This is a genomic window from Lysobacter rhizosphaerae (assembly GCF_054779795.1).
Window position 1 is genome coordinate 628153 of record NZ_BAAGXO010000007.1, and the last position, 25108, is coordinate 653260.

15 protein-coding genes and 1 pseudogene are annotated in these 25108 nt (G+C 68.9%); 10 read left to right on the forward strand and 6 right to left on the reverse strand.

Annotation, left to right across the window (positions count from 1 at the left end; translation table 11 throughout):
- Positions 1-88: 88 nt before the first annotated feature.
- Together ACYVGE_RS11915 and ACYVGE_RS11920 are read left to right on the forward strand one after the other, a co-directional pair.
- On the forward strand, positions 89-2134 hold the full coding sequence (locus ACYVGE_RS11915) for a tetratricopeptide repeat-containing sulfotransferase family protein (RefSeq protein ID WP_460730138.1): 2046 nt from the start codon (positions 89-91) through the stop codon (positions 2132-2134).
- 47 nt (positions 2135-2181) lie between these two features.
- Positions 2182-4761: a TonB-dependent receptor gene (locus ACYVGE_RS11920; protein WP_460730140.1), complete on the forward strand. Its 2580-nt coding sequence runs from the start codon at positions 2182-2184 to the stop codon at positions 4759-4761.
- Between the two features lie 166 nt (positions 4762-4927).
- Here the strand turns inward: ACYVGE_RS11920 and ACYVGE_RS11925 are convergent, their stop codons facing one another.
- Positions 4928-5731: a ComF family protein gene (locus ACYVGE_RS11925; RefSeq protein WP_460730142.1), complete on the reverse strand. Its 804-nt coding sequence runs from the start codon at positions 5729-5731 to the stop codon at positions 4928-4930.
- A 76-nt stretch (positions 5732-5807) separates the two neighbouring features.
- On the opposite strand from ACYVGE_RS11925, the gene bioB reads away from it, so the two are divergent.
- The 5 genes from bioB to ACYVGE_RS11950 are packed head-to-tail and all read left to right on the forward strand — an operon-like array spanning position 5808 to position 10910.
- Positions 5808-6896, forward strand: a complete 1089-nt coding sequence (gene bioB, locus ACYVGE_RS11930; RefSeq protein WP_460730145.1) for a biotin synthase BioB — start codon at positions 5808-5810, stop codon at positions 6894-6896.
- A gap of 1 nt (position 6897) precedes the next feature.
- Positions 6898-8121, forward strand: a complete 1224-nt coding sequence (gene bioF / locus ACYVGE_RS11935) for an 8-amino-7-oxononanoate synthase (protein ID WP_460730147.1) — start codon at positions 6898-6900, stop codon at positions 8119-8121.
- Positions 8122-8171: 50 nt separating this feature from the next.
- On the forward strand, positions 8172-8936 hold the full coding sequence (gene bioH / locus ACYVGE_RS11940; RefSeq protein ID WP_460730149.1) for a pimeloyl-ACP methyl ester esterase BioH: 765 nt from the start codon (positions 8172-8174) through the stop codon (positions 8934-8936).
- Positions 8937-8991: 55 nt separating this feature from the next.
- Positions 8992-9915 carry a malonyl-ACP O-methyltransferase BioC gene (gene bioC, locus ACYVGE_RS11945; protein WP_460730151.1) on the forward strand — a complete coding sequence of 308 codons (924 nt, stop codon included), beginning with the start codon at positions 8992-8994 and terminating at the stop codon, positions 9913-9915.
- Positions 9912-10910: a multidrug resistance efflux transporter family protein gene (locus ACYVGE_RS11950; RefSeq protein ID WP_460730153.1), complete on the forward strand. Its 999-nt coding sequence runs from the start codon at positions 9912-9914 to the stop codon at positions 10908-10910. The genes bioC and ACYVGE_RS11950 overlap by 4 nt, the downstream gene beginning before the upstream one ends.
- Before the next feature lie 9 nt (positions 10911-10919).
- Here the strand turns inward: ACYVGE_RS11950 and ACYVGE_RS11955 are convergent, their stop codons facing one another.
- Complete coding sequence (locus ACYVGE_RS11955) at positions 10920-12404, reverse strand: ArnT family glycosyltransferase (RefSeq protein WP_460730155.1); 1485 nt, start codon at positions 12402-12404, stop codon at positions 10920-10922.
- A gap of 86 nt (positions 12405-12490) precedes the next feature.
- Entirely contained in the window at positions 12491-13483 is a 993-nt protein-coding gene (locus tag ACYVGE_RS11960; RefSeq protein WP_460730157.1) for a pyridoxal-phosphate dependent enzyme, read from the reverse strand.
- A gap of 120 nt (positions 13484-13603) precedes the next feature.
- Here ACYVGE_RS11960 and ACYVGE_RS11965 point away from each other — a divergent pair, with 120 nt between their 5' ends.
- The 3 genes from ACYVGE_RS11965 (at position 13604) to ACYVGE_RS11975 (ending at position 18090) form a co-directional block, all read left to right on the forward strand.
- Positions 13604-14290, forward strand: a complete 687-nt coding sequence (locus ACYVGE_RS11965) for a hypothetical protein (RefSeq protein ID WP_460730159.1) — start codon at positions 13604-13606, stop codon at positions 14288-14290.
- A gap of 569 nt (positions 14291-14859) precedes the next feature.
- The gene (gene mnmG, locus ACYVGE_RS11970; protein ID WP_460730161.1) at positions 14860-16749 is read left to right on the forward strand and encodes a tRNA uridine-5-carboxymethylaminomethyl(34) synthesis enzyme MnmG; all 1890 of its coding nucleotides are present in this window, start codon (positions 14860-14862) and stop codon (positions 16747-16749) included.
- A 78-nt stretch (positions 16750-16827) separates the two neighbouring features.
- A complete protein-coding gene (locus ACYVGE_RS11975) occupies positions 16828-18090 on the forward strand; it encodes a sialidase family protein (protein ID WP_460730163.1) in 1263 nt (420 codons plus the stop codon).
- A gap of 30 nt (positions 18091-18120) precedes the next feature.
- Here ACYVGE_RS11975 and ACYVGE_RS11980 read toward each other — a convergent pair whose 3' ends face one another.
- From ACYVGE_RS11980 to ACYVGE_RS11990, 3 genes and pseudogenes are all read right to left on the reverse strand, one after another.
- A complete protein-coding gene (locus ACYVGE_RS11980; RefSeq protein WP_460730165.1) occupies positions 18121-19431 on the reverse strand; it encodes a flavohemoglobin expression-modulating QEGLA motif protein in 1311 nt (436 codons plus the stop codon).
- A 110-nt stretch (positions 19432-19541) separates the two neighbouring features.
- Complete coding sequence (locus tag ACYVGE_RS11985) at positions 19542-23435, reverse strand: translocation/assembly module TamB domain-containing protein (RefSeq protein WP_460730574.1); 3894 nt, start codon at positions 23433-23435, stop codon at positions 19542-19544.
- Positions 23436-23460: 25 nt separating this feature from the next.
- Positions 23461-25017, reverse strand: a pseudogene (locus tag ACYVGE_RS11990) (autotransporter assembly complex protein TamA); the annotation flags it as partial.
- Positions 25018-25108 lie beyond the last annotated feature (91 nt).

Sequence of the window (25108 nt, forward strand, 5' to 3'; positions counted from 1 at the left end):
GAACCTGCCGCCACATTCGGCATAGTCGGGGCGGGAACCTCCGGCTTGCACCACGCGCCGCAGCACTGACTACCGGGAATACAGACGCATGACTTCCGTGACCGAGGCGACCGCCTCGCTTGAAACCGCCCTCGCTCACGCCAGCCGTCTGCTCGAAACCGATCCCGCCCTCGCCGCCGCGCAGGCCACCGAGATCCTGCGCGTCGTCGGCAACCACCCGATGGCGACCCTGCTGTTGGGTGCCGCGCACAATGCGCGCGGCGATGCCGCGGGCGCGCTCTCGGTCCTGCAACCGCTGGCCGCGGCGCAGCCGAACTCGGCCCGCACCCAGCTCGAACTGGGCATTGCGTTCGGGCGCCTGGGCCGCGGCGACGAAGCGCTCGCGGCGCTGCGCCGCGCCGTCGCCCTGAAACCCGATCTGCCCGCCGCGTGGCTCGCGCTCGGCGACCACCTCACCGCCACCGGCGACAACGCCGGCGCGGATGCCGCCTACAACCACCACGTCCGCTATTCGACCCGCGACCCGGCCCTGCTGGAGGCGGCCGCGGCGCTGGCCGACAACCGCATTCCCGAAGCCGAGCTGCTGCTGCGCGAGCACCTGAAGAAGGCGCCGACCGACGTCGCCGCGATCCGCATGTTCGCCGAGCTGGCCGCGCGACTGGGGCGCAACGACGAGGCCGAGAAACTGCTGGTGCGCTGCCTCGAACTCGCGCCGGGCTTCCACGCGGCGCGGCAGAACTACGCACTGATCCTGTATCGGGCCAACAAGCCCGAGCAGGCGCTGGTCGAGATCGAGCGCCTGCTGCGCGACGATGCGGGCAATCCCGGTTGCCACAACCTGAAGGCAGTGGTGCTGTGCCGCATCGGTGATTACGCCCAGGCCATCGATCTCTACGACGACCTGCTCAAGCGCTATCCGCGCAACCCGAAAGTCTGGATGAGCTTCGGCCACGCCCTCAAGACGGCCGCGCACACCGAGCGCGCCGTCGCCGCATACCGGCAAAGCCTGGCGATGGATCCCGCGCTGGGCGAAGTGTGGTGGAGCCTGGCCAACCTCAAGACATTCCGTTTCACCGCCGACGACGTGGCCGCGATGGAGCGGCAACTGGCGCGACCGGAACTGGCGGACGAGCATCGGCTGCACCTGGAGTTCGCCTTGGGCAAGGCCAGGGAAGACGCGGCCGAGTACGAGGCGTCCTTCCGCCACTATGCCGCGGGCAACGCGATCCGCCGGACGCAGTTGCGCTACGACGCGGAGACCACCTCGGCGCGCGTGCGCCACATCAGGCACCTCTACAACCGCGACTTCTTCGCGCAGCGCGAGGGCGGCGGCGACAGCGCGCGCGACCCGATCTTCATCGTCGGGCTGCCACGGTCAGGCTCGACCCTGCTGGAGCAGATCCTGTCGAGCCACAGCGAGGTCGAAGGCACGATGGAACTGCCGGAGATCATCTCGATCACCCGCAACCTGCGCGCACGCGCGACGCAGGAAGAAAGCACGGGCACGATGCCCTACCACGAGGCACTGGCGGCACTCGATGCCGGCCAGTTGCGCGCACTCGGCGCGCAATACCTCGCCAATACGCGCATCCAGCGCAAGACCGGCGCGCCCTTGTTCATCGACAAGATGCCGAACAACTTCATGCACGTCGGGCTGATCCAACTGATCCTGCCCAACGCGAAGATCGTCGATGCGCGCCGTCACCCGCTCGCCTGCTGCTTCTCCGGTTTCAAGCAGCATTTCGCGCGCGGGCAGGCCTTCAGCTACGACCTCGGGGAAATCGGCCGCTACTACCGCGACTACGTGGAACTGATGGCGCACTTCGACGCCGTGCTTCCCGGCCGCATCCATCGCGTCATCTACGAGCAGATGGTCACCGACACCGAGGGCGAGGTACGGCGCCTGCTCGACTATTGCGGGCTTGCATTCGAGGAGCAGTGCCTGCGCTTCTTCGAGAACGACCGCCCGGTGCGGACCGCCAGTTCCGAACAGGTCCGCAAACCGATCTACAAGGAGGGCGTCGACCACTGGCGCCATTTCGAACATTGGCTCGGTCCGCTGAAAGATGCGCTCGGACCGGTGCTCGATTCGTATCCGGCAGTACCGGAGTTTGCTGCAGTCCATTCCGATTGAATCCGCAACCGAGTGTGAAATTCACAACCGAGGGGAGAGGGAGACCGATGCATCGTTCCAGAAGAACAGGCAAGACATCTGGCAGCAGCCGCGCATTGAGCAGGCTGCCGCTGGCCGCGGCGATCTGCTTCGCCGTCAGCACGGCGGCCTATGCACAGGACGCGGCTGCTCCGCAGGACGCGCAGGCGCCGCAGGCGCAGGCGGCCCCGGCACCGGCTGCGCCAGCCCCGCAGAGAACCGCGACGCTGGAGGCCGTTACCGTTACCGCGCAGAAGCGCACCGAGAACCTGCAGAAGGTGCCGATCAGCCTGGAGGTCCTGGGCGAGGAGAAGCTGGACGAACTCAACGTCACGGACTTCGACGATTACGTCAAATTCCTTCCCAGCGTGTCCTACCAGACATTCGGCCCCGGCTTCGCCCAGATCTACATGCGCGGCGTCGCCAGCGGCGGCGACGGCAACCATTCCGGCTCTTTGCCGAGCGTGGGCGTCTATCTGGACGAGCAGCCGGTTACCACCATCCAGGGTCCGCTCGACCTGCACATCTATGACGTGGCCCGCGTGGAAGCCCTCGCTGGTCCGCAGGGCACGCTGTACGGCGCCAGCGCCCAGGCCGGTGCACTGCGCGTCATCACCAACAAGCCCGATCCGAGTGGATTCGCCGCCGGTTACGCGCTCGAACTCAACAGCGTCAGCCACGGTGGCATCGGCCACGTTGAAGAAGGCTTCGTCAACGTCCCCTTGACGGACGCGGCAGCCATTCGCCTCGTCGGTTGGAACCAGCACGACGCCGGCTACATCGACAACAAGCCGGGCGACCGCCAGTTCCCGATCCGCATCGATGACGGCGGCACACCGGCCGATCCCAGCGACGACGTCCCGGCCAGCTGGGGCGGCGTGCTGACCAATCGCAACTGCACCTCCACGGCCCAACTCGTCTGCACCGGCCGCGCCGAAGACGATTACAACGACGTCGACACCACCGGTGCGCGCCTGGCATTGAAGGTGGACCTCAACGAGAACTGGTCCATCACGCCGACGCTCATGGGGCAGTACGCGGTTGCCAACGGCAACTTCGCCTTCGACGAGGAAGTCGGCGATCTCGCCCTGAACCACTTCTACAAGGAGCGCTCGGAAGACAACTGGTGGCAGGCCGCGCTCACCGTGCAGGGCAAGATCGGCAATTTCGATCTCACCTACGCCTACGCACACCTCAAGCGCAACGACGATGTCGACTCCGACTACAACGACTACGGCTTCTGGTACGACACGCTGTATTCCTACAGCGCCTACAACGACAACGGCGACTTCATCAACCCGTCGCAGTACATCCAGGGCAAGGACCGGTACAAGAAGGACAGCCACGAACTGCGCCTGAGTTCTCCCGCCGAGGACCGCTTCCGCCTCACCGCCGGGCTGTTCTGGGAAACGCAGAAGCACGACATCCAGCAGCGCTACAAGATCGACGGTTTCGCTGATATCTACTCCATCCACGGCTGGCCCAATACCATCTGGCTCACCAAGCAGGAGCGCGAAGACCACGACGAAGCCATCTTCGGCGAGGTGTCGTACGACTTCATTCCCGAGACGCTCATCGGCACGATCGGCGGGCGCCATTTCCGTTCGGACAACAGCCTGAAGGGCTTCTTCGGATTCAGTGCGGGCTGGTCCCCGAACTCGAGCTACGGCGAAGCCGTATGCGTCGCCCAGTTCGGGCCCGACCCCGCGAACTGGCCGTCATTCAATGGCGCGCCCTGCGAGGTGTTCGACAAGGAGGTCAAGGAAACCGGCAATCTCGGCAAGGCGAACCTGACCTGGCAGATCACGCCCACCAAGATGATCTATGGCACCTGGTCCGAGGGCTACCGGCCCGGCGGCATCAACCGCCGCGGCACCCTGCCGCCGTACCTGTCCGATTACCTCACCAACTATGAGGTCGGCTGGAAAACCGCCTGGGGCGAAAATCGCCTGACCTTCAATGGTTCGTTGTTCCACCAGGAGTGGAAGGACTTCCAGTTCAGCATCCTCGGTGCCAACGGCCTCACGGAGATCAAGAACGCCAACCAGGCCAGCATCGACGGCCTGGAAATGGACGTGAACTGGGCGGCCACCTACAACCTGCAACTGGGTGCGGGCGCAGCGTTCTACGACGCCAAGCTGACGGAGAACTATTGCGGCTTCACCGATGACAATGGCAATCCGGTTACCGACTGCCCGGATCCCGAAGCGCCGGACGGCACGCAACTGCCGGTCACGCCGAAGTTCAAGGGCAACCTGATCGCGCGTTACAACTTCAACATCGGCAGCATGGATTCCTTCGTGCAGGGTGCCGTGGTCCATGTCGGTGATCGCAAGTCGGACCTGCGTCTGCTCGAGCGCGGCATCCTCGGTGATCTTCCTGCCTACACCACGGCGGATCTGTCCGCGGGCATCAGCAAGAACAGCTGGTCGCTGAGCGTGTACGTCAACAACGTGTTCGACGAACGCGCCCAGATCAACCGGTTCACGAACTGCGCCGAGACCGTCTGCGGTGCGGCGGGCGTCGTACCGGAATATCCCAACGGCCAGGTCTATACCGTCACCAACCAGCCGCGCACCTTCGGCGTGCGCTTCTCGCAGGAGTTCTGAAGCAAGAGCCCCGAAAGGGGGACCGGCGGCAGCCTTGGGGGAGGCTGCCGCCGGTTTTTTTTTGCCTCATGCGCCGACTTCTTCCGCACTTGGCGATGTCGTTGGCTTCGCCGGTGCAGCGCGCGCGCAATAAGTGATCCGCGAACATCAGGCGACCCGCCGGCCATCACGGCACGCGCGCGCAAACCCAGGCCTCCACGCACTTCACGCCTGCGCGCTTGAGCGCCGTGGCCGCAGCGCGCAGCGTCGCACCCGTGGTCATCACGTCGTCGACCAGCACCACGTGCGCGGGCACCGGCCTGTCGGCGCGGACCGCGAACGCCCCCTGCACATTGCGCCGCCGCGCGCCGGCGCTGAGCTCCGACTGCGGCGCGGTGGCCCGCACGCGCTGGAGCAGGTCGCCACGCAGGGGCAGGTCCAGCGCGCGGGCAAGCGGGCGTGCGAGTTCGAGCGCCTGGTCGTAACCGCGCAGGCGCAGTCGGGCCCGATGCAGGGGCAGTGGCACCAGCGCGTCCGGGCGCGGCCGGGTGGCGGCCGTTTCCGCCAGCAGCTGCGACAGCAGCGCCCCGGCAGGCAGGTCGCCATGGAACTTGAAGCGCGGCAGCAGCCGGTCGAGCGGGGCGGCATACACGAAGCTGGCATGGACTCCATCCAGCATCGGAACCCGGCCGCGCCGGGCCAGGACGACTTCGTCCTGCAGGCACCCGCCACAGACCTCCGAAGCCGGCAAGGGCAGGGCGCAGCGTGGACAGGCCCGGCGGTTCCAGGGCAGGGCCGCAAGGCAGGCGGCGCACAGGTCCAGGCCGTCGAGGCCGGGGGCGTCGCAGGCCAGGCAGCGACTGGGCCAGAGCAGGTGGGCGGCATCGACCCGGAGCCAATGTCCCAGGCGCCGGCGCAGCGAGGCGGGCTCGCAGGCGGGCTCAACGGTGGGCTCGCCGGCGGGATGCGGGTCGCCGTCAACTCGATACATCCCCGTTTGGTTGACAGCGCTGGCCATGGTTTCCAGACTGCCCGCCCGGTCTGCCCACATCTGTCGGAAAACTCCCATGCCTGCCGTCAGTGACTCCCCCGCTTCCCCGCTCCGCCACGACTGGAGCCGCGAAGAAGTCCGCGCCCTCTTCGACCTGCCCTTCCCGGAGTTGCTGTACCGTGCCGGCACGGTCCATCGCACCCATTTCGATCCGGCCCAGGTGCAGGTCAGCACCCTGCTCTCGATCAAGACCGGCGGCTGCCCGGAGGACTGCGGCTATTGCCCGCAGGCCGCGCGCTACCACACCGGGGTGGACGCGACGAAGCTGATGGAGACCGAAGCGGTGGTGGAGAAGGCGAAGCAGGCCAAGGCCGCCGGCGCCAGCCGCTTCTGCATGGGCGCGGCGTGGCGTTCGCCGAAGGACCGCGATATCCCCAAGGTCGCCGCCATGATCGCCGAGGTGAAGGCGCTCGGCCTGGAGACCTGCGCGACGTTGGGCATGCTGTCGGGTGAACAGGCGCGCGCGCTCAAGGACGCCGGCCTCGACTACTACAACCACAACCTCGATACAGCGCCCGAGTTCTACGGCGAGGTCATCCACACCCGCGAATACCAGGACCGGCTCGACACGCTGGGCCACGTGCGCGACGTCGGCATGAAGACCTGCTGCGGCGGCATCGTCGGCATGGGCGAGCAGCGCGAACAGCGCGCCGGCCTGCTGCAGACGTTGGCCAACCTGCCGGCGCATCCGGACTCGGTGCCGATCAACCGCCTGGTGCAGGTCGAAGGCACGCCGTTGGCCGGCACCGCGCAGCTCGACCCCTTCGAATTTGTGCGCACCATCGCAGTTGCGCGCATCCTCATGCCGAAGTCGATGGTGCGTCTGTCCGCGGGCCGCGAAACGATGTCCGATGAATTGCAGGCGTTGTGCTTCCTCGCCGGCGCGAACTCCATCTTCTACGGCGAGAAATTGCTGACGACCGGCAACCCCGACACCGAGCGCGATATGGCATTGTTCAACCGTCTGGGCCTCATGCCCATGCCGGTCGTTGAACAGGGGGAGACCGTGCACGCCGATATTCTCGAAACCACGGGCGTCGCCGCCCGTGACACACACGCTGTCACCAGCCCCGCCGTTACCAGCATTCCCTGCGCGGTGGTCTGAGATGGCGCGTGCGTCATGGCGTGATCGCATTGCAACGGCACGGGCCGAGCGCGTCGCCGCGTCGCGCGTGCGCGTATTGCGCACGGCCACGCACCGCGACGGTGCGCGCGTGGAAGTCCTGGACGCGAACGGCACGCCCCGCAAGCTGCTGAATTTCTGCAGCAACGACTACCTCGGCCTGTCGCAGCATTTCGCCGTGATCGGTGCACTGCAGGATGCGGCCTCGCGCGAAGGTGCCGGCGGCATCGCCTCGCACCTCGTCTGCGGCCACCATGCGATGCACGTGGCGCTGGAGAAGGAACTCGCCGACTGGCTCGGCGCGCCGCGCGCGCTGCTGTTCGGCAGCGGCTTCATGGCCAACCTCGCGGTGATGCAGGCGTTGCTTGGCGACGGCGACATCTGCGTGCAGGACCGCCTCAACCACGCCAGCCTCATCGACGCGGCCCGCCTGTCCGGCTGCAAGTTGCGCCGCTATCCGCACGGCGACGCCAGCGGCGCGCTGCGCCTGATGCGCGAATCCAGCGACGGCGTGGCGATGCTCGCCACCGATGGCGTCTTCAGCATGGACGGCGACATCGCGCCGTTGCGCGAACTCGCGCTGGCGGCGCGCGTGCAGAAGGCGCTGATGTACGTCGACGATGCGCACGGCGTCGGCGTCGTCGGTCCCGATGGCCGCGGCAGCGTCGCCGAAGCGCAGCTCACCACCGAACAGGTGCCGCTGCAGCTGGTCACGCTGGGCAAGGCGCTTGGCGGCTACGGCGCGGCGGTGGTCGGCGACGCCGACCTGATCGAGCACCTCGCGCAGACCGCGCGTCCCTACATCTACACAACGGCATTGCCGCCGGCGCAGGCCGCCGCGACGCTGGCCGCGGTGAAACTGGCACGCAGCGAGGACTGGCGCCGCGGCAAGCTCTACGACCTGATCGCGCATTTCCGCGAACGTGCGGACCGGGCCGGCCTGGTGCTGCTGCCGTCGGAAACGCCGATCCAGCCGGTGATGTGCGGCAGCGATACGCGTGCGTTGTCGATGTCGGCGACGCTCGAGCAACGCGGCTACTGGGTCGCGGCCATCCGCCCGCCGACCGTGCCCGAGGGCCGTGCCCGCCTGCGCGTCACCTTGTCGGCGCTGCACACGCACGCCGATGTCGACGGCCTGGTGGATGCGCTGGGACGCGCGCGCGACAAGGCCGAGGCCGAGGCGCGCGTCGCCGAAATGCTGCGTTGAGCGCCTGCGCCACCAGGAAGCTGCGCCCGGCGCAGCGCTGAGGATTGACGATGTACGTCGAAACGCGCGGCAACGGTCCCGCGCTCGCACTCATTCATGGCTGGGCGATGCACGGCGGCCTGTTCGCGCCGCTGGCCGAGCGGCTGGGCGACCGCTACACGCTGCACCTCATCGACCTGCCCGGTCATGGCCACTCTCGCGACGACGCCACGCCACTGGTGCCCGAAACCCTGGCCGCCGAGCTGGTCGCGCGCGTGCCCGATGCCGCGTGGCTGGGCTGGTCGCTGGGCGGCCAGTTCGCGCTGCGCGCCGCGCTCGACCATCCGCATGCGGTGCGCGGCCTGATCATGGTCGCCTCGTCGCCACGCTTCGTCGTCGGCGAGGACTGGAAGCACGGCGTCGGCACGCAGTTGTTCCGCGACTTCGGCGAGGCTTTGGCAAAAGATTTCCGCGGCACGCTGGAAGGCTTCCTCGCCCTGGAAGCGCTCGGTTCCGCGCACGCACACGAGGAGTTGCGCAGCCTGCGCGCGCAGGCCTTCGAACGCGGCGAACCCGCGGCGCGCACACTGCTGGAAGGCCTGCAGCTGCTGGATCGCCTCGACCTGCGCGACGAGCTGGCGATGCTGCGCGTGCCCAGCCTGTGGCTGTCCGGCCGCCGGGACCGCCTGGTGCCCGCGGGCGCGATGCCAGCCGCCGCACTGCTGGCGCCGAACGCGCGCAGCGCGGTGATCGCCAATGCCGGCCATGCGCCGTTCCTCGGCGCGGCCGACGAAGTCGCGCACGAGATCGACCGCTTCATGCAGCAACTGCCCTAGCCCGGCGCGACCGGCAAGCGTCTTCCCCCAACGCCCCCCACAATAGCCGCACCGCATGAGCGAACTGTTCGACCACCGCCAGGTCCGCCGCGCCTTCTCGCGCGCCGCGCACCACTACGACGACGCCGCCGCCCTGCAGCGTGAAGTGGGCGCGCGCCTGCTGGAATCGCTCGACTACTTCGACGAGCGTGCCCAACGCGAAACTCCCGGCGGCAAGCCGCGCACGCCGCAGGTGGTGCTCGACGTCGGCTGCGGCCCGGGCCATGCGTCGGCGCAGATGCAACAACGCTGGCCCAAGGCGCAGGTACTCGCGCTCGACCTGGCCCTGCCGATGCTGCGCGAGACCCGGCACAACGCCGGCGGCTGGCGCCCGTTCAAGCAGCGTCCGCAAGCGCTGTGCGCCGATGCGCGCGCTCTGCCGCTGGCCGACGGCTGCGTCGACGTGCTGTTCTCCAACCTGTGCCTGCAGTGGGTCGAAGACCTGCCCGCCGTGTTCGCCGGCTTCCGCCGCGTGTTGAAGCCGGATGGCCTGATGGTGCTGTCGACGTTCGGACCCGACACGCTGTGGGAGCTTCGCGAAGCCTTCGGCCACGCCGACAGCGCACCGCACGTGAGTCCATTCGCGTCGATCGCGCAGTTCGGCGATGCGCTGATCGCGGCGGGCTTCAAGGATCCGGTGCTGGACCGCGACGAGTTCCACCTGCAGCACTCCACTCTCGGCGACCTGATGCGCGAGCTGCGCACGCTCGGCGCGACCAATGCGCTGAGCACGCGCCGCCGCAGCCTCACCGGGCGCGAACGCTTCGCCCGCGCGGCGCAGGGCTACGAGCCGCTGCGCCGCGACGGCAAATTGCCGGCGACGTGGGAAGTGATCACCGCGCATGCCTGGGGTCCGCAGCCGGGTACGCCGATCCGCCTCGGCGGCATCGATGAAGTCGCGGTGCCGGTGGCGAAGATCCCGATCCGGAGGCGCGGGTGAACCACTCCGCCCGCAGGGTCGCGCTCGCCGCGGTCGGTATCGCGCTGCTGTCGGCGCTGTTCTTCACCTGCACCTACCTGCTCAACCGGGCCGCGGCCAACGCGGGCGGGCACTGGCTCTGGACCGCGGCACTGCGCTACCTGATCACCCTGCCCATCATGCTGGTGGTGATGCCCTGGCAGGGCGGCGCGAAGCCGGTGTGGCGGGCGATCCGCGCGCATCCGGGGCCGTGGTTGTTGTGGAGCGGCGTCGGCTTCGTGCTGTTCTACCTGCTGCTGAGTTTCGCTGCGAACAGCGGGCCGTCCTGGCTGGTGGCCGGCAGCTTCCAGCTCACCGTGATCGCCGGGATGCTGTGCGCGCCGTTCCTCTACGACGACGCGCGTGCGCGCATTCCCCTGCCCGCGTTCGCGGCGGGCCTGGTCGTCATCGCCGGTGTGCTGCTGATGCAGGAGGGTTACGGCAGCGGACACCTCGATCGCAAGGCATGGCTCGCCCTGCTCGCGGTGGCGGTGAGTGCATTCGCCTATCCGCTCGGCAACCGCGGCCTGCTGTTGCACCTGGAGCGCACGGGCACCGAACTCAATGCGACCCAGCGCGTATTCGGCATGACGCTGGCGAGCCAGCCGATGTGGTGGGCGGTAACGGCGTATGCGTTCGCGACCGAAGGCACGCCACCTTCCGGCCAGGTGCTGCTCGCCGCCGGCGTTGCGCTGGGTGCGGGCGTGATCGCCACGGTGCTGTTCTTCCAAGCGACCGGCATGGTACGCAACGATCCCAGCGCACTGGCGGCGGCCGAGGCGATGCAGGCGGCGGAAATCCTGTTCGCCACCCTGATCGGCGTGTCCTGGCTGGGCGAAGCGTGGCCGCGCGGAATCACGCTGTGGGGCGCGATCCTCGTCGGTGCCGGCATCGTCGCCTTCAGCGTGGTCGCGGCGCGGGCGGCCGCGGGCGACAAGCATGCGATGCAGGAACTGCGCAGCGATCGCGGCGCCTGACTGTTCCGCCTATTCCCGTATCACCCGGAAGACCACGCGGCCCTGGTACGGCGTACCCAGCACCGCGGTGCGATAGCCCTGCGCCGCGATGCGTTGCTGCAGTTGCGGCCACAGCTCCTGCTTGCAGATCCACACCGCTCCTCCTGGCTCGTGCTCGGCCAGCTCCTGCGCGAGCGTCTCGTCGTACTCGGGATTGAAGGCCGACTGCTGCGTCGGTTCCAGCGAGATCTTTTCGACCTCGGCATCCAGGTGCAGGTGCAGTCCGTATCGGGCCATGTCCTCGACGAACATCACCTCGGTCACGCGGCCGCCCGTGCGCTCATTGATCGCCCGCGCCCACTCAGAGGCGTCCTTGTGCGTCGGCCACAGCGACGCCGCGAACTTCAGCGCGAGCAGGACTACCGCCCACGCGAGCAGGGGCCGCCATGACAGCGCGCGCCGCTCCGCTCCGCGCTGCCTGGCCACGATGACCGCCAGCGGCAGGAACAGCGGCAGGATGTACAACGGCAGGCGCGAGCGGGCGAGGCAGAACACCAGCAGCGGCAACAGCAGCCACGCCACCAGCATCAATCCGGCTGCATCACGCTCGCGTCCCGGTCCGTCGCGCCAGCCCCGCGCCTCCGCCGGCAACGCGCGCAGCCACCGCCACAGCGTCGGCGTCCATGGCAGCGTGCCCACCAGCAGCGTCGGGCCGTACATGGCCAGCCAGCCATACCACTCGCCGTGACGGCCGAATTCATTGGTGGTGACGCGATTCACCACTTCGTCGCCGATGAAATAGCGGAACAGCCCGGGATGATTGGCCATCACCGCGGCGTACCAGGGCAGGGCCAGCAGGACGAACAGCAGCAATCCGGAAAGCTGGAACACTCGGCCGCGACCGCGATCGGGCATCAGCCGATCGAAGGCGAGGGCGGCAAGCAGGTGAACCAGCGCCGGCGGTCCCTTGGTGAGGAAGGCCAGCGCGAACGCAACCCACATCAGGGTCATCCAGCGCCGATGCGCCCCGACTCCCAGCCGCGCCTCGACGAAAGCCCACATCGCCACGCCGGTACACGCCGACAGGACGTAGTCGGTGGTGATCATCTGCGACGCACCGACGGTGAAGAGCATCGTCGCGTAGGCCACGGCTGCAGTGACCTCACTGCCCGGCGCGAGCCTGCGGGCGATGCGCCAGGCCAGCCACACGCACAGCAGATAGGCGAGCGCCGACGGCAAGCGCGCGGCAAACGCGGTCTGCCCAAACGTGCCGACGCTCGTGGCGATCGCCCAGTAGGTGAGCGGCGGCTTGGTCCAGTGACCGACCTCGTCGTTGCGGCGCGGATTCAACCAGTCGCCGCTGTCGAGCATGTTCAGCGCGACGTTGGTGTAGCGGCCTTCATCGGGATCCCATATCCCGCGCGTGCCGAGGAATCCGAGCGCAAGCACGATCGCCAGCACGGCGATCCAGAGCACACCAGGCCGGGGCAGCAGCGAACGCAAGGATCGGGGCATGCGGACTCGCGACGAAGGGCGGAGGAACGCAGGACGGTACGAACACTTCGTTACATGCTGCACACAACAGCGGGAATGCCGCAACGTCAGTCGCGCGCGAGCATCCCCGCCAGGGCTTCTAGGTCGATGTTGCCACCCGACAGGATCACGCCGACGCGGCGCCCGGCGAAGTGCTCGCGGTGCGCCAGCACGGCCGCGAGCGCGACCGCGGACGAGGGTTCGATCAGCTGCTTGGTGCGCTGCCAGAACAACCGCAGCGCGCCCAGCGTCGCGGCGTCGTCGGCAAGCAGCACCTCGACGCGATGCTGGCGCAGCAGGGCGAAGTTCGGGGCGCCCAGCAGGCCGCGCAGGCCATCGCAGATCGTATCGGGCACCAGCTCGGTGACGCGTTCGCCGAGCTGCAGGGACTGGAAGGCATCGGCCGCACCCGTGGGCTCGGCGCCGAACACGCGCGTCGTCCGCGACACCGCCGTCGTGGTGATTGCGGTGCCACTCAGCAGGCCGCCCCCGCCCAGAGGCGTGACCAGGGCATCGAAGCCGCCGTTGTGGCCAAGCAACTCGAGCGCCGCCGTGCCCTGGCCCGCGATCACGCGCGGGTCGGTATAGGGATGCACGAGTTCCGCCCCGGTGTCGGCCTGCACCAGCGCGCAGGCCGCTTCGCGCGCGGCGATGGTCGGGGCGCAGTAGTGCAGCGTCGCGCCATAGGCCCGGATCGCGGCGACCTTGGCGGCCACCGCGTTTTCCGGCACCACCACGTGGCAGGGGATGCCACGGGTGCGCGCGGCGAGCGCGAGTGCGGCGCCGTGGTTGCCGGAGGAGTGCGTCACCACACCCCGCGCGGCGATGTCCTCCCGCAACGACCACACCGCATTGCATGCCCCGCGGAACTTGAACGCGCCCGCGCGTTGCAGGTGCTCGGCCTTGAAGTGCAGCTCGCAGCCGGCCAGCGCGTCCAGCGAACGCGAGCGCAGCACCGGCGTGTGGTGCACGTGCGGCGCGATGCGTGCGGCCGCGGCCAGGACGTCGTCGAAACCAGGCAAGCTCGGCACGGAAGTGCTGGGGTTGGGGGCGATGCTCATCATGCAGATGCTAGCGTGGCCGTCCCCCTAACGGGTCGATGCGACGCGCAGGCCGTCTGAGTTAAGCGCGAGTTCAAAGCGCCGGGCCGAAGCTGACGGCACACCCCGGGGGGTTCCGACATGATCCGCAAACTTCTTATTCCGGCCGCGCTCGTGGGCCTGCTCAGCGGTTGCGTGAGCGCCGGCTATGGCTACGGCGACGGCTATTACTACGGCCAGCCCAGCGTCCAGTACCGCTATGGCTACGGTTACCCGCAGGGCTACCCCTACGGCTACAGCTATCCCTATGGCTACGGCTACCCGTATGGCTATGGCCATCCCTATGGCTACAGCTATCCCTATGGCTATGGGTATTCGCCGTACCGCTACTACAACTATCCGTACCGACCCGATTACTACCAGCACCACAACCACAACCACAACCACGACCACGGCAACGGCTACGGCAACGGCTACGGCTACGGCAACGGCAACGGCAACGGCTACGGCAACGGCCACAACCACCACCAGAACCCGCCGCCGGTGACCGGACCGCAGCCAGGGGACGGCCACGGCCACGACGACAACAACCCGCCGCCGTGGCGCGACCTCAACCGCCACCGGCGCTTCGGTGAAGTCGCAGGCTCCGCGCTGCAGACCCAGGGCACGATCCAGCAACGACCGCAGCCGCAACCGCAACCGCGGCCGACCCAGACGGTGACCCCGCGCCATGAAAGCAGCGGCAATGGGTCGCGGATGCAGCAGGTGATCAAGCGCGCGCAGGAGACCCGGCGGCACGAGTCGGGCGAGTCGCAGCAGGAGCCTTGAGCCGACTTCGCGCAGGCAGGCAGCGCGTCACAAAACCGCGCCGCCGGAGGCTTGCGTTGCCCCAGCAGTGACGGCAAGCTGCAACCACTGACCGGTTGCGTCGCATTTAGACGCTGCGGGCACAGTGAATGGTGGCAAGCGCCGATGTCGGCGTCCGACGAAGAATCCCGGATCCCCCCTGTTCCGCCTTCGTTGGACGCCGGCTCCCCTTCTTGCGGATGCCGCCGCGGCCCGAGCGCCGCCCCCGCTCCCGTCTGCCGGGCACGCGAAACCCGACCGTGGTCTCCGGGCCATTGTGACCGCCGTCACGAAACCGGGCTCCGGGCATAAAAAAGGGGCCGAACGTCCCCCGACATTCGACCCCCTGCTTCCCCCGCGAGCGCTTGGCCAGCCCCTGTTCCAAATCCAGCCGGCGCTTAGCGCCTGCCCCGCTGAGGTGCAGGGATATATCGCAGGATGCGTGCCAACTCCGGCCGATCCGCGCCAGGGCGCGATCGGCACCAGCAAGCAACCCAGCAAGCACCTGATTACTCTAGTAAAATTCCGCTCCCACCCGGGTTCGACCTGCCTTGTCCCAGTCCTTCTACCAATACGACGTGATCGTGGTCGGCGGCGGCCATGCCGGCACCGAAGCGGCCCTCGCCTCGGCGCGCGCGGGTGCGCGCACGCTGCTGCTCACGCATTCGGTGGAAACCGTGGGCGCGATGAGCTGCAACCCGGCCATCGGCGGGATCGGCAAGGGCCACCTGGTCAAGGAGATCGACGCGCTCGGCGGCATCATGGCGCGCGCCGCCGATGCGGCCGGCATCCAGTGGCGCCGGCTCAACGCCAGCAAGGGCCCGGCGGTACGCGCGACGCGCTGCCAGGCGGACCGTTCGCTGTACCGCGCCTTCATCCGCCACGCGGTCGAGAACCAGCCGAACCTGACCCTGTTCCAGTCCGCGGTCGACGACATCGTCTTCGCCGGAGGCAAGGTCACCGGCGTCGTCACCCAGACCGGACTCACGTTCGAAGCGCCCGCGGTCGTGCTCACCGCCGGCACCTTTCTCGCCGGCAAGGTCCACGTCGGCCAGACCACCTACGCCGCCGGCCGCGCCGGCGATCCGCCCGCGGTCGCGCTCGCGCACAAGCTGCGCGAGGGTCCGTTCGTGGTCGACCGGCTCAAGACCGGCACGCCGCCGCGCATCGACGGCCGCACGCTCGACTATTCGGTGATGGAGGAGCAGCCCGGCGACGATCCGCGCCCGGTCATGTCCTTCCTCGGCTCGCACGCCGACCATCCGCGCCAAGTGTCGTGCTGGATCACCCATACCAGCGAGCGCACCCACGAGATCATCCGCGGCGCGCTCGACCGTTCGCCGCTGTACACCGGCCAGATCGAAGGCATCGGCCCGCGCTACTGCCCGTCGATCGAGGACAAGGTGGTGCGCTTCGCCGAGAAGGCCAGCCACCAGATCTTCGTCGAGCCCGAAGGCCTCACTGTCGCCGAGATCTATCCCAACGGCATCTCCACCTCGCTGCCGTTCGACGTGCAGCTCGACCTGGTGCGTTCGATCCGCGGCTTCGAGAGCGCGCACATCACCCGTGCCGGCTATGCGATCGAATACGACTTCTTCGATCCGCGCGGCCTGAAGACGACGCTCGAGACCAAGGCGATCGAAGGCCTGTTCTTCGCCGGCCAGATCAACGGCACCACCGGCTACGAGGAGGCCGCCGCACAGGGCCTGCTCGCCGGCGCCAATGCCGCGCGCTTCGTGCACGGCCACGAGGGCTGGAGTCCGCGCCGCGACGAGGCCTACCTCGGCGTGCTGGTCGACGACCTGATCACCCACGGCACGACCGAGCCGTACCGCATGTTCACCTCACGCGCCGAATATCGCCTGCAACTGCGCGAGGACAACGCCGACCTGCGCCTGACGCCGGTGGGCCGCGAACTCGGCCTCGTCGACGACGCGCGCTGGGCAACGTTCGATGCCAAGCGCGAGGCGATCGCGATGGAGAATTCGCGCCTGGGTGCCATCTGGGCGGCACCGAACAATGCGCTCGGCCGCGAGATCCACGCCACGCTCGACATCGAGATCACGCGCGAAACCAGTGCGCGCGACCTGCTCAAGCGGCCGGAACTCGACTACGCCAAGCTGATGGCCGTCGCCTCGCTCGGTCCGGCGGTCGCCGATGCCGCCGTGGCCGAGCAGGTCGAGATCGGCGTGAAGTATTCGGGCTACCTCGACCGCCAGCGCGAGGAAATCGAGCGCCAGCAGCGCCACGAGAGCACCACGATCCCCGCGGATTTCGACTATGCCGGCGTGCGCGGCCTCTCGGCCGAGGTCACGCAGAAGCTGCAACGCGTGCAACCGCAGACGGTGGGGCAGGCACAGCGCATCCCCGGGATGACACCGGCCGCCATTTCCCTGTTGCTGGTGCATCTGACCCGGCAGCGCCGCGAACGCGTCGCCTAGACCGGCAAGTCGCACGCGACCCGCGGTGACGCCGCGCCTACCCGTGCGCGTTACCCTGCGCGCATGAAATGCCATCCCGTGCTGACATCGATCGCCGTGCTCCTGCTTGCCGCATGCAATCGCGAGCATGCAGCGGCGCCAGCGACGGCCTTGCCAGCGGCGCCCCCAACCTTCCGGGTCGAACCGTGGACGTTGCCGGTCGATGTCGCTGCCGCGCAACCCGACCTCGTCGCCACGCCCGATGGCCGCCTGCTGCTGTCATGGGTGGAGCCGCAGGCGCACGGACACGCGATGAAGTTCGCGGCGCTCGACAAGACGCAATGGAGTGCGCCGCAAACCATCGCCACCGGCACGGACTGGTTCGTCAACTGGGCCGACACCCCGCATGTCGCCGTCACCGCCGATGGCGCGTTGTGGGCGCACTGGCTGCAGAAGTCGGCCACGTCGTCGTATGCCTACAACGTCGCCCTGGTGCGCTCCGGCGATGGTGGACGCACATGGTCGCCGCCGGTGCTGGTGAACGACGACGGCAAGCCGGCCGAGCACGGTTTCGTCTCGCTGTGGCCAGCGGCGCGCGACACGCTCGGCGTGGCCTGGCTGGATGGCCGAGAATCGGCCGGTGAAGACGAACACGCCGGCCACGGCGCGCACGACGAGCACGACGAGCACGAAGGTGCAATGACCCTGCGTGCGGCCTTGTTCGACGCGCAACTGCAGCGCCACGACGAGACGCGCGTGGACGCGATGACCTGCGACTGCTGCCAGACCGACATCGCCCTGACCGCGCGCGGGCCGCTGCTGGCGTACCGCGACCGCACGCCGGAGGAAATCCGCGACATCGCGGTGACGCGCATGCAGGGCCGCACGTGGACCACTCCGCGCCTGGTCCATGCCGACAACTGGACCATGCCCGCGTGCCCGGTCAACGGGCCGGCCGTCGCCGCACGCGGCAGCGACGTGGTCGTCGGCTGGTACACCGCGGCGGGCGACATGGCGGCGCTGAAGCTGGCGCGTTCGCATGACGATGGCGATCACTTCGCGGCGCCGGTCACCGTCGACCAAGGCGAGGCCGTGCAGGGACGGGTGGATGTGGCGTTCGACGCCGACGCCGCCTGGGTGACGTGGCTGCGCGAGGACGCAGGCGGCCAGTCGCTACAGCTCGCGCGCTACAGCCTCGACCTGTCGCGCCAGCTGCAACGCATCGAGATCGCGAAGCTGCAGGGCCGCGGCCGCGGCACCGGCTTCCCGCAACTCGCGCTGCATGCGGGCGGCGCCGTGGTGGCATGGACCGACATCATCGACGGCAAGCCACGTTTGCGGGCGGCGCGGCTGGTGCACTGAACCCGCGTCAGCCGCGGCGGGCGCGCACGCTCATGCCCCCACGCCGGACTCCGCGATCACCTGGTCCTCGAAGTCGACGAAGTTCTGCAGGTCGAACCGATCCAGACGCAGGCGCTGGGTGGCAGCGGAGAACGCCATGATCGAGAGCACGCGCTGTGGGTCCTTCGCCCACGGCGGCAGGTACACGGAAGGCGCGATCAGCCCGGCATCGCGGTAGGGCGCCAGGGTGATCACGTCGGCGGTGGTCACGCGGCCGGCGAACAGCATCCCCAGCATGTCACCGCGCCCGTCCTGCAACACCTTGCGAATGAACAGATGGACGGCCATCACGCCTTCCAGATAGGCGCCGTCCTTGGTGAAGCAGACGCCGCCGCGCACGTCGCCGCCGCGGAACACGCGCGAGGCGCTGCGATAGCTCTCGACGTCGCTCTGGCCCGCATCGAGGAAGCCACGGAACACCTCGATGAAGTCGGCGCCGTCGAGCGCCTGCTTCACCATCACCACGCGCAGCGCAACGCGTCGCAACCGCGCGATGTCGATCGCACCGGTGATGATCTCGGAGAAGGTGGCCAGGCCCTCCTGCGTACGGGTGGTGCGTGGCGAACCCAGGCCGAGCGAACGCAGGTTCGGCTGGTGCTTGCCGTTGAGCAGGGTGAGGGTGTGGATGAAGGCCTCGTGCTGGGTCAGCTGCTCCAGGTCGCGCTCGGAGAACAGCGCGGTCGCGCGCAGGTTGATCCCCTTGCTTCCGGCGGTGGCCTTGGAGGACAGCGCCGGATCCAGCACCACCTCGACCTTGTCGTGCGAGAAGAACGGGCCGATGCGCTCGCGCAGGCGCTGCGCGAATTCCTCCGCGGGAATATCGGATGGCACCGGCGGCAGGTTGCGGTTGCCGACCAGGTCGTCGGTGATCGCGAGCATTTCGCGCGCGCTGTCGACATTGGTGACGTCCTGGCTGCGGTACTGGAAGTCGGGCCGCCCGTACAGCATCGTCGAACAGCGGGTGAACTCCGGCGTGCCGGCATGCGTGAGCATGCGTGCGGCCACGGCATAGCTCCACGCGGTCTTGAACAGCCAGTGGCCGATCGGATGGCCGCGGTCGATGCGCCGCATCAACGCCTCGAGCGCCTCCATCTCGGCGCCCAGCGCCTGCGCCGGCACCGGTGGCACCGGCAGTTCCGGAGCGCCGCGCTGCCAGGCGGCGAGGAAGCGGTGCTCCATCTCGGCCGGCCAGCCGATCGCCTTCAGCACCTTGATCTTGGGGCCGATCGACATCAGCGCGCGATCGCATTCGGCCAGGTCCGCGGGCAGTTCGGCCCGCGCGGGAGCATCGAGTACGGCCATGGCAACCTCCGCCGTGCGGCCGATGGGCCGACGATGCGAGGGGTTATACATGCCGCGAGGGAAAGCCCGCGTTAGGAACGGTTAGGAACGCGCGCGCTTCCGCGGACCCGCTATTTCTCCTTGCGCCAGTTCACCGAGGCGCGGTTCTCCACCGTGCTCGATTCGATCTCGATGTCGAAGCCCTTGCGCAACAGGTACTTCAAGGTGAGCACCTGGCCGGTGCCGAGCAGCGAGACGCCGTAGCCGACGTACACCTTCGGCGACAGGTACTTGCCGATGCCGAGCACGCTGCCGCCCAGCGCGCGGCTTTGCGACACCCCGGCGTCGTCGAGGCCGATCGCCGCGCCCAGCTGCGAGGCGAGCATGCCGCCGCCGGCCGCCAGCGCGGCGCCGGCGGCATTGAGCTGGCGGGTTTCGTCGCCGCTCGCGCTCGCCAACGGGCGGCCGAGCGCGAGGTACGACAGCGCCTCGGATTGCGAAGTGGCCGGATCCGACCATACCCGCGCCTGCGGCGAGGCCGCGCGACCGGTGACATCCATGCCGGCGGTGACCTCACCGACTTCGCGCTCGGCGCGGATGTCGAGGATGGGATCGGCGACGGGACCGTTCGACCACACCAGTGCGCCGCGGGTGATCTGCAGTTCCTGGCCGTAGGCGGTGTATTGGCCCTCGACATCGAGGCGCCCGCTCGCGGTCATCTCGCGGCCCGGCCGCGCACGCACGCGCAGGCGACCGCCGAGGGTGCCCTTGAGGCCGAAGCCGGCGAGCTTCACGTCGTCGCCGAGCGCGATGGTGAGGTCCATGTCGAGCGGCGCCTCGCCGGTCTCTTCCGGGTTGGCCGGATCGAGTACGACGACGTCGGACGAGGCAGAGACGCCTTGGTCGAGGCGCTCCAGGTCGAGGCGCGCGGACGGCACGGTAACGGTGCCGGTGACCTGCAGCGGCTGCTTCGCGGCGTAGCGCACCTGCACGTCGGGGTTGGCAACCGCGTGCAGGTCGCGCGTATCGGACAGCAGCACGTTCTCGCCCTTCAGGGCGAGCACGAGTGGTGTGTCGTCGCCCTGCCAGCCCAGCGTGCCGTCGATATGCAGGGTGCCCTCGCCGGAACGCACGCTGCCGGCAATGCGCGCGCTGCCATCCGGCCTGGCGTCGAGGCGCACGTCACCATCCTGCAGCTCGATCGCCAGCGAAGGCAGTTCGGTGCTGAAGCGGGTGAGGTGCGCATTGCCGCCCAGCAGCGGTTGCGCGCGCGTGCCGGCGAGCGTGATGCGGCCCTCGAGCTGTCCTTTCGGCTCGACGATGTCGGGCGAGAACAGCTCCATCCATACGAGTTCGTCGGTATTGAGGGCGACCTCGCCGCTGAGTGGCGCATAGGCGTCCCAGCCGGTGGCGATGCGCGCATCGACACGCCCATCGTCATTCAAGGTCGTGTGCAGTTCGGCAGCGAGGCGTTGCGGATCGAAGGTCGCGCTGAGGTCGAGGCCGCCGTAGCGCACGATCTCGGTGCGCGAGCGTTCGCTGAACTTCATGCCGCCGCTGGCCGAGGTCAGGTGCGCACTGCCGCGCCACGCGTTGCCGACCGGACGCACTTCGGCGCTGAGCGCGATGTCGCCGCGCAGGATCCACGGACGCTTGTCGTTGCGTTCGGGCAAGTAGGGCACCAGCAGCGTGAGTGGCAGTGATTCGCCGCGCACATCGAGGCCGCGACGCGGCCAGTCGGCGTTCGCGCACAGCGAACCGCCGCCGCTCGAGGCCAGGCACGCATTCGACAGCGCGCCACTGCGCCCATCCCAACGGAATTGCGCAGCCTGCTGCAGGCGCCATTGCGCGCCCTTGACCGGAGCCAGCTGCAACGAGGTGAGCGTTCCCTGCCAGGCATTGCCGCGCTTGGCCGCGCTGCCGCTCAACGACAGCGTGCCGATCTCGCCGCGCGCCTCGCCCTGCAGTTGCAGGTTCTCCACCGCGCCGCGCGCATCGAGGGTCAAGGTTTCGATGGGCGTACCGACGTCGAGCCCGCTCGCGCGGATCGCCAGCGCCCCGCTGCCGCCGCGCCACGGCAGGCGGCCGTGCGCGCTCACCGTTGCGGCGCGGTAGCCGGCATAACTCAGGCCGCTGCCGGTGAGGTCGGCGTCGACGTTCGGCGCAGTGCGCGCGCCGGTCAGCCGCAACGTGCCACGCAGGGTGCCGGCGCCGTCGGGCAACAAATCGTTCAACTGCAGCGGCTGGAATTTCGCATCGACGTCGAGCGTGTCCGTCACCCGGCCCTTCGCGTCGATGTGGCTGCCACCGAGGGTGAGCGCGACCTCGCCCTCGTAGGCATCCTGCGCGCGCTTCGTGGCCGCGCCACGCATCACGAAGCGGCCGCGGCCCTGCAGCGGCCGTCCACGCAGGCGGCCATCGATCTGCGGTGCATCGACGGCGATGTCGAGGCCGCCATCGCCGCGGGTGACGCCGCGCGTACTGAAGCGGCCGCGCAACGCTCCCTTCCACTCCGGCGCGAAGTAACCGGGATCGAAACCGGCCAGCGTGGCTTGGAGGTTCCAGCCCAGCGCCGGCGTCCACGCCACGTCGCCGCTCGCGTCGAGCGCGCCGCTGGGCATCTGTGCGTGCAATTCCTTCAGGGTCATGCCCGACTCGTTGCCACGGCCGTCGAACTGCACCTGCGCAACCTCGCCCTCGCGCGTGAGCATGGCGTGGCCGATCGCGGCCCAATGCTGCAGCGTGCCGGCGATGCCGAGATCGGCGTCGGCTTCGACCATTGGCGTGTCGCTGGCCGCCTGCGCCGGTGTCTTCGGCGTCGTCTTCGCCCCGCCCCACTTCAGGCCGCGCGCGTTGACGGCGAAGCGCAGCGTGGCGTTTTCCGGATCGGTGAAGTCGGCGCGGCCGCGCAATGTCGCGGTGCCGTCGAACACGCGCAGGGTCAGTGGCTTGGCTTCGAGGACCTCGTTCTCGAGCCGCAGCCGCGACGGCAGCACAGTGGCATTGAAATCGCCCTGCGCGAATTCGCCCGCCAGGGCCATCTCGCCGCCGACACCGTCGGCATCGAAGCGCAGGCGCAGCGGCGTGCCGGACGGCTTGCCTTCGGTCAGCAGCGCCAGGTCCAGCGCCTCGGATTGCGCGTGCAGGCGCCAGCGCGGCTGGTCCTTGCCGTGCAGGGTGAGCGTCGCCCGCACGGGTGCCGGCGCGCGGCCGGCGAGGCCGACGTCCATGCGCGCAAGATCGCCACGCGCAACCAGTCCCAGGCGCGGCGCGGTGCTCCCCATCGACGCGGGCAGCACCGCGGTGGCGACGAGGTCCACGCGGTAATCGTCGCGCGGCGCATAGTCGCCGTGCACGTGGAAATGCCCGCGGTCGGTGTCGGCGTCCAGCGATTCCACATGCAATGCGCCCGCGCGCGCATCCATGCCGGTGCGCAGGCGGCGGATGTCGATCAGCGGCTGGCGCTCCTGCGTCACCCGCAAACCGTCGATGCGCACGTCGTCGGCCTGCAGGTCCAACGGCGGCCGGATCGCCGGCAGGGATTCGGGCCAGCGCGGCAGTTCGAACGGCTCGTCGCTTTCGGGAATCTCCAGCGTCGCGCCGTCCAGCTGCAACGCATCCAGGCGCAGGCGGCGGCCGAGCAGCGGACGCAACGCGGGATCGACCATGGCGCGCTTCGCCGTGAACTCGAGCAGGCGCGGATGCAGCGGGTCGCGCTTGCCGTCCTTGTCGGCCATGACATAGGTGAAGCGCACGCCATGCAGTACCAGCGGCCCCGAAGCCGGGCCTTCGGCGCGTTCCCAGCTCAGCTTCGCCTCGGCGGGCAGGCGCTGCTGGATCTGCGCCAGCAGCACGTCGCGGCCGCCGACAGTGGTGAGCAACCAGTACAACAGGGCGACGGCACCCAGCATCAATACGGCGGCGACGATGCCGCTGCGGATCGCGAGCCAGCGCAGGCGGGAACGCCGCTTCGCGCGCAACTCGGCGATGCGCGCCTCGTGCGCGTCGCGCTCCACCGGGGTCATGACTGGCCGCTTCTTCGCCATCTGCCTACAGATCCGCGCCGATGTTGAGGTAGATCTCGTACTGCGAATCCGGGTCGTACAACCCGTGCGCGATGTCCAGGCGCACCGGCCCAACCGGCGAGCGCCAGCGCACGCCGAAGCCGACGCCGGTGTGGAAGTCGGGGCGGTCGTCGTCGAAGGCGTCGCCACCGTCGACGAACGCCGCGGCACCCCAGGTGTCGTTGAAGTAGTGCTCGAATTCGGCCGTGCCGGTCAGCACGTTCTTGGCGCCGAGCGCGTACTTCTTGCCGTCCTCGGCGATGAAGAACGGTCCCACTTCGCGATAGGCGTAGCCGCGGATGCTGCGGTCGCCGCCGGCGTAGAAGCGCAGGCTGGGCGGCATGTCGACGAGTGCGTTGGTGAAGGTGTAACCGGCTTCGCCGCGCAGGATCAGGCGGTTGCGTTCGCCCAGGCCGCGGTACCAGCGCCCCACGCCCCACGCCTGCAGGAAGCTGGCATCCGAACCCGCCCCTTTGACGCCGCCACGCAGCTCGACGGTCAGCCCGAAGGCATCGCGCGGAAACAGGCGGTTGTCGGCGTCGATGTACTCGCCACGCAGGGCCGGATAGAGGAAGGTCGCATAGTTGTACTGGACCGGCGCCAGCGCGCCCGCCGGCAGTGCATAGGCCCAGCGTTCGCGCAGGGCATGCAGCGATGCCGCCGCGTTGAGGCGCTCGTTGACCTGGCCGCTGCGGCTGCCGACCAGCTCGATCTTGCGCGTGTCGATGTAATCGGTCTGCTCGTCGTAGTACTGCGCGCTGATCGTGTACCAGCCGTCGATCCACGCGAACGCGGGAATGCGGTACTGCACCGTCGCGGTCTTGCGCTTCTCCGCCCAGTCGAGCTGGGTCAGCAGCTTGTGGCCGCGGTTATTGAGGTAGCGGCGCTCCAGGCCGAGGCGCACGCCCGCGCCGCTGTCGGTGCCGTAGCTCAAGCCGGCGGTGTAGATGCTGCGCTTGGCCGGGGTCAGGGTGACGACGACCGGCACGCGGCCATCGACGGCGTTTTCCGGCTGCGGCTGGATGTCGATGCTGGCGAAGTAGTCGAGCCGCGCCAGCGACTCGCGGAAGCGGTCGAGCTTGCCCTGGTGGTAGTAGCTGCCCTCTTTCCAATAAACCAGGCGATCGATGAGGCTGTCGCGGATGATGTGTTTCGGCGACTGCGTGATCGTCATCGGCCCCATGTCGTAGCGTTCGCCGCTGGTCCAGACCAGGTCGATGTCGGCGGCGTGTTCGGCGCGCGTCACCGCGACCTGGCGGTTGAGGAAATCCGCATCGAAGTAACCGCGCTCGGCCAGGCGGCGGGTGATGCGCGCCTTGCTGGCCTCGTACTGCGTGTGGTCGAAGACGCCGCCGGACTGCGGCAGGAACTTGCCGAGGTCCTCGCGCAGGTACTTGTCGGTGCCGCCCGCGCCTTCGATGGCGATGTTGGCGCGGCGCACGGTGACGGGCTCGCCCAGCGCCACGGTAATCGTGACGGTGACGGGAGAAGTGCTCGCACGGCGCTCGCCGGGCGGCGCCGCTTCGCTGGCCGCCGTTGGCGCGGCGCCGGTGGCGGCCGTGGCAGGCGCGCCCGGCGCGGTCGCGTCCATGACGGGCGTGGTGTCGGCAGGCGTGGTGTCGGCGGGTGCGGTG

Coding starts and splice junctions, on each gene's coding strand:
- ACYVGE_RS11915 (WP_460730138.1), top strand. CDS start 89: ATGACTTCCGTGACCGAGGCGACCGCCTCGCTTGAAACCGCCCTCGCT.
- ACYVGE_RS11920 (WP_460730140.1), top strand. CDS start 2,182: ATGCATCGTTCCAGAAGAACAGGCAAGACATCTGGCAGCAGCCGCGCA.
- ACYVGE_RS11925 (WP_460730142.1), bottom strand. CDS start 5,731: ATGTATCGAGTTGACGGCGACCCGCATCCCGCCGGCGAGCCCACCGTT.
- bioB (WP_460730145.1), top strand. CDS start 5,808: ATGCCTGCCGTCAGTGACTCCCCCGCTTCCCCGCTCCGCCACGACTGG.
- bioF (WP_460730147.1), top strand. CDS start 6,898: ATGGCGCGTGCGTCATGGCGTGATCGCATTGCAACGGCACGGGCCGAG.
- bioH (WP_460730149.1), top strand. CDS start 8,172: ATGTACGTCGAAACGCGCGGCAACGGTCCCGCGCTCGCACTCATTCAT.
- bioC (WP_460730151.1), top strand. CDS start 8,992: ATGAGCGAACTGTTCGACCACCGCCAGGTCCGCCGCGCCTTCTCGCGC.
- ACYVGE_RS11955 (WP_460730155.1), bottom strand. CDS start 12,404: ATGCCCCGATCCTTGCGTTCGCTGCTGCCCCGGCCTGGTGTGCTCTGG.
- ACYVGE_RS11960 (WP_460730157.1), bottom strand. CDS start 13,483: ATGAGCATCGCCCCCAACCCCAGCACTTCCGTGCCGAGCTTGCCTGGT.
- ACYVGE_RS11965 (WP_460730159.1), top strand. CDS start 13,604: ATGATCCGCAAACTTCTTATTCCGGCCGCGCTCGTGGGCCTGCTCAGC.
- ACYVGE_RS11980 (WP_460730165.1), bottom strand. CDS start 19,431: ATGGCCGTACTCGATGCTCCCGCGCGGGCCGAACTGCCCGCGGACCTG.
- ACYVGE_RS11985 (WP_460730574.1), bottom strand. CDS start 23,435: ATGACCCCGGTGGAGCGCGACGCGCACGAGGCGCGCATCGCCGAGTTG.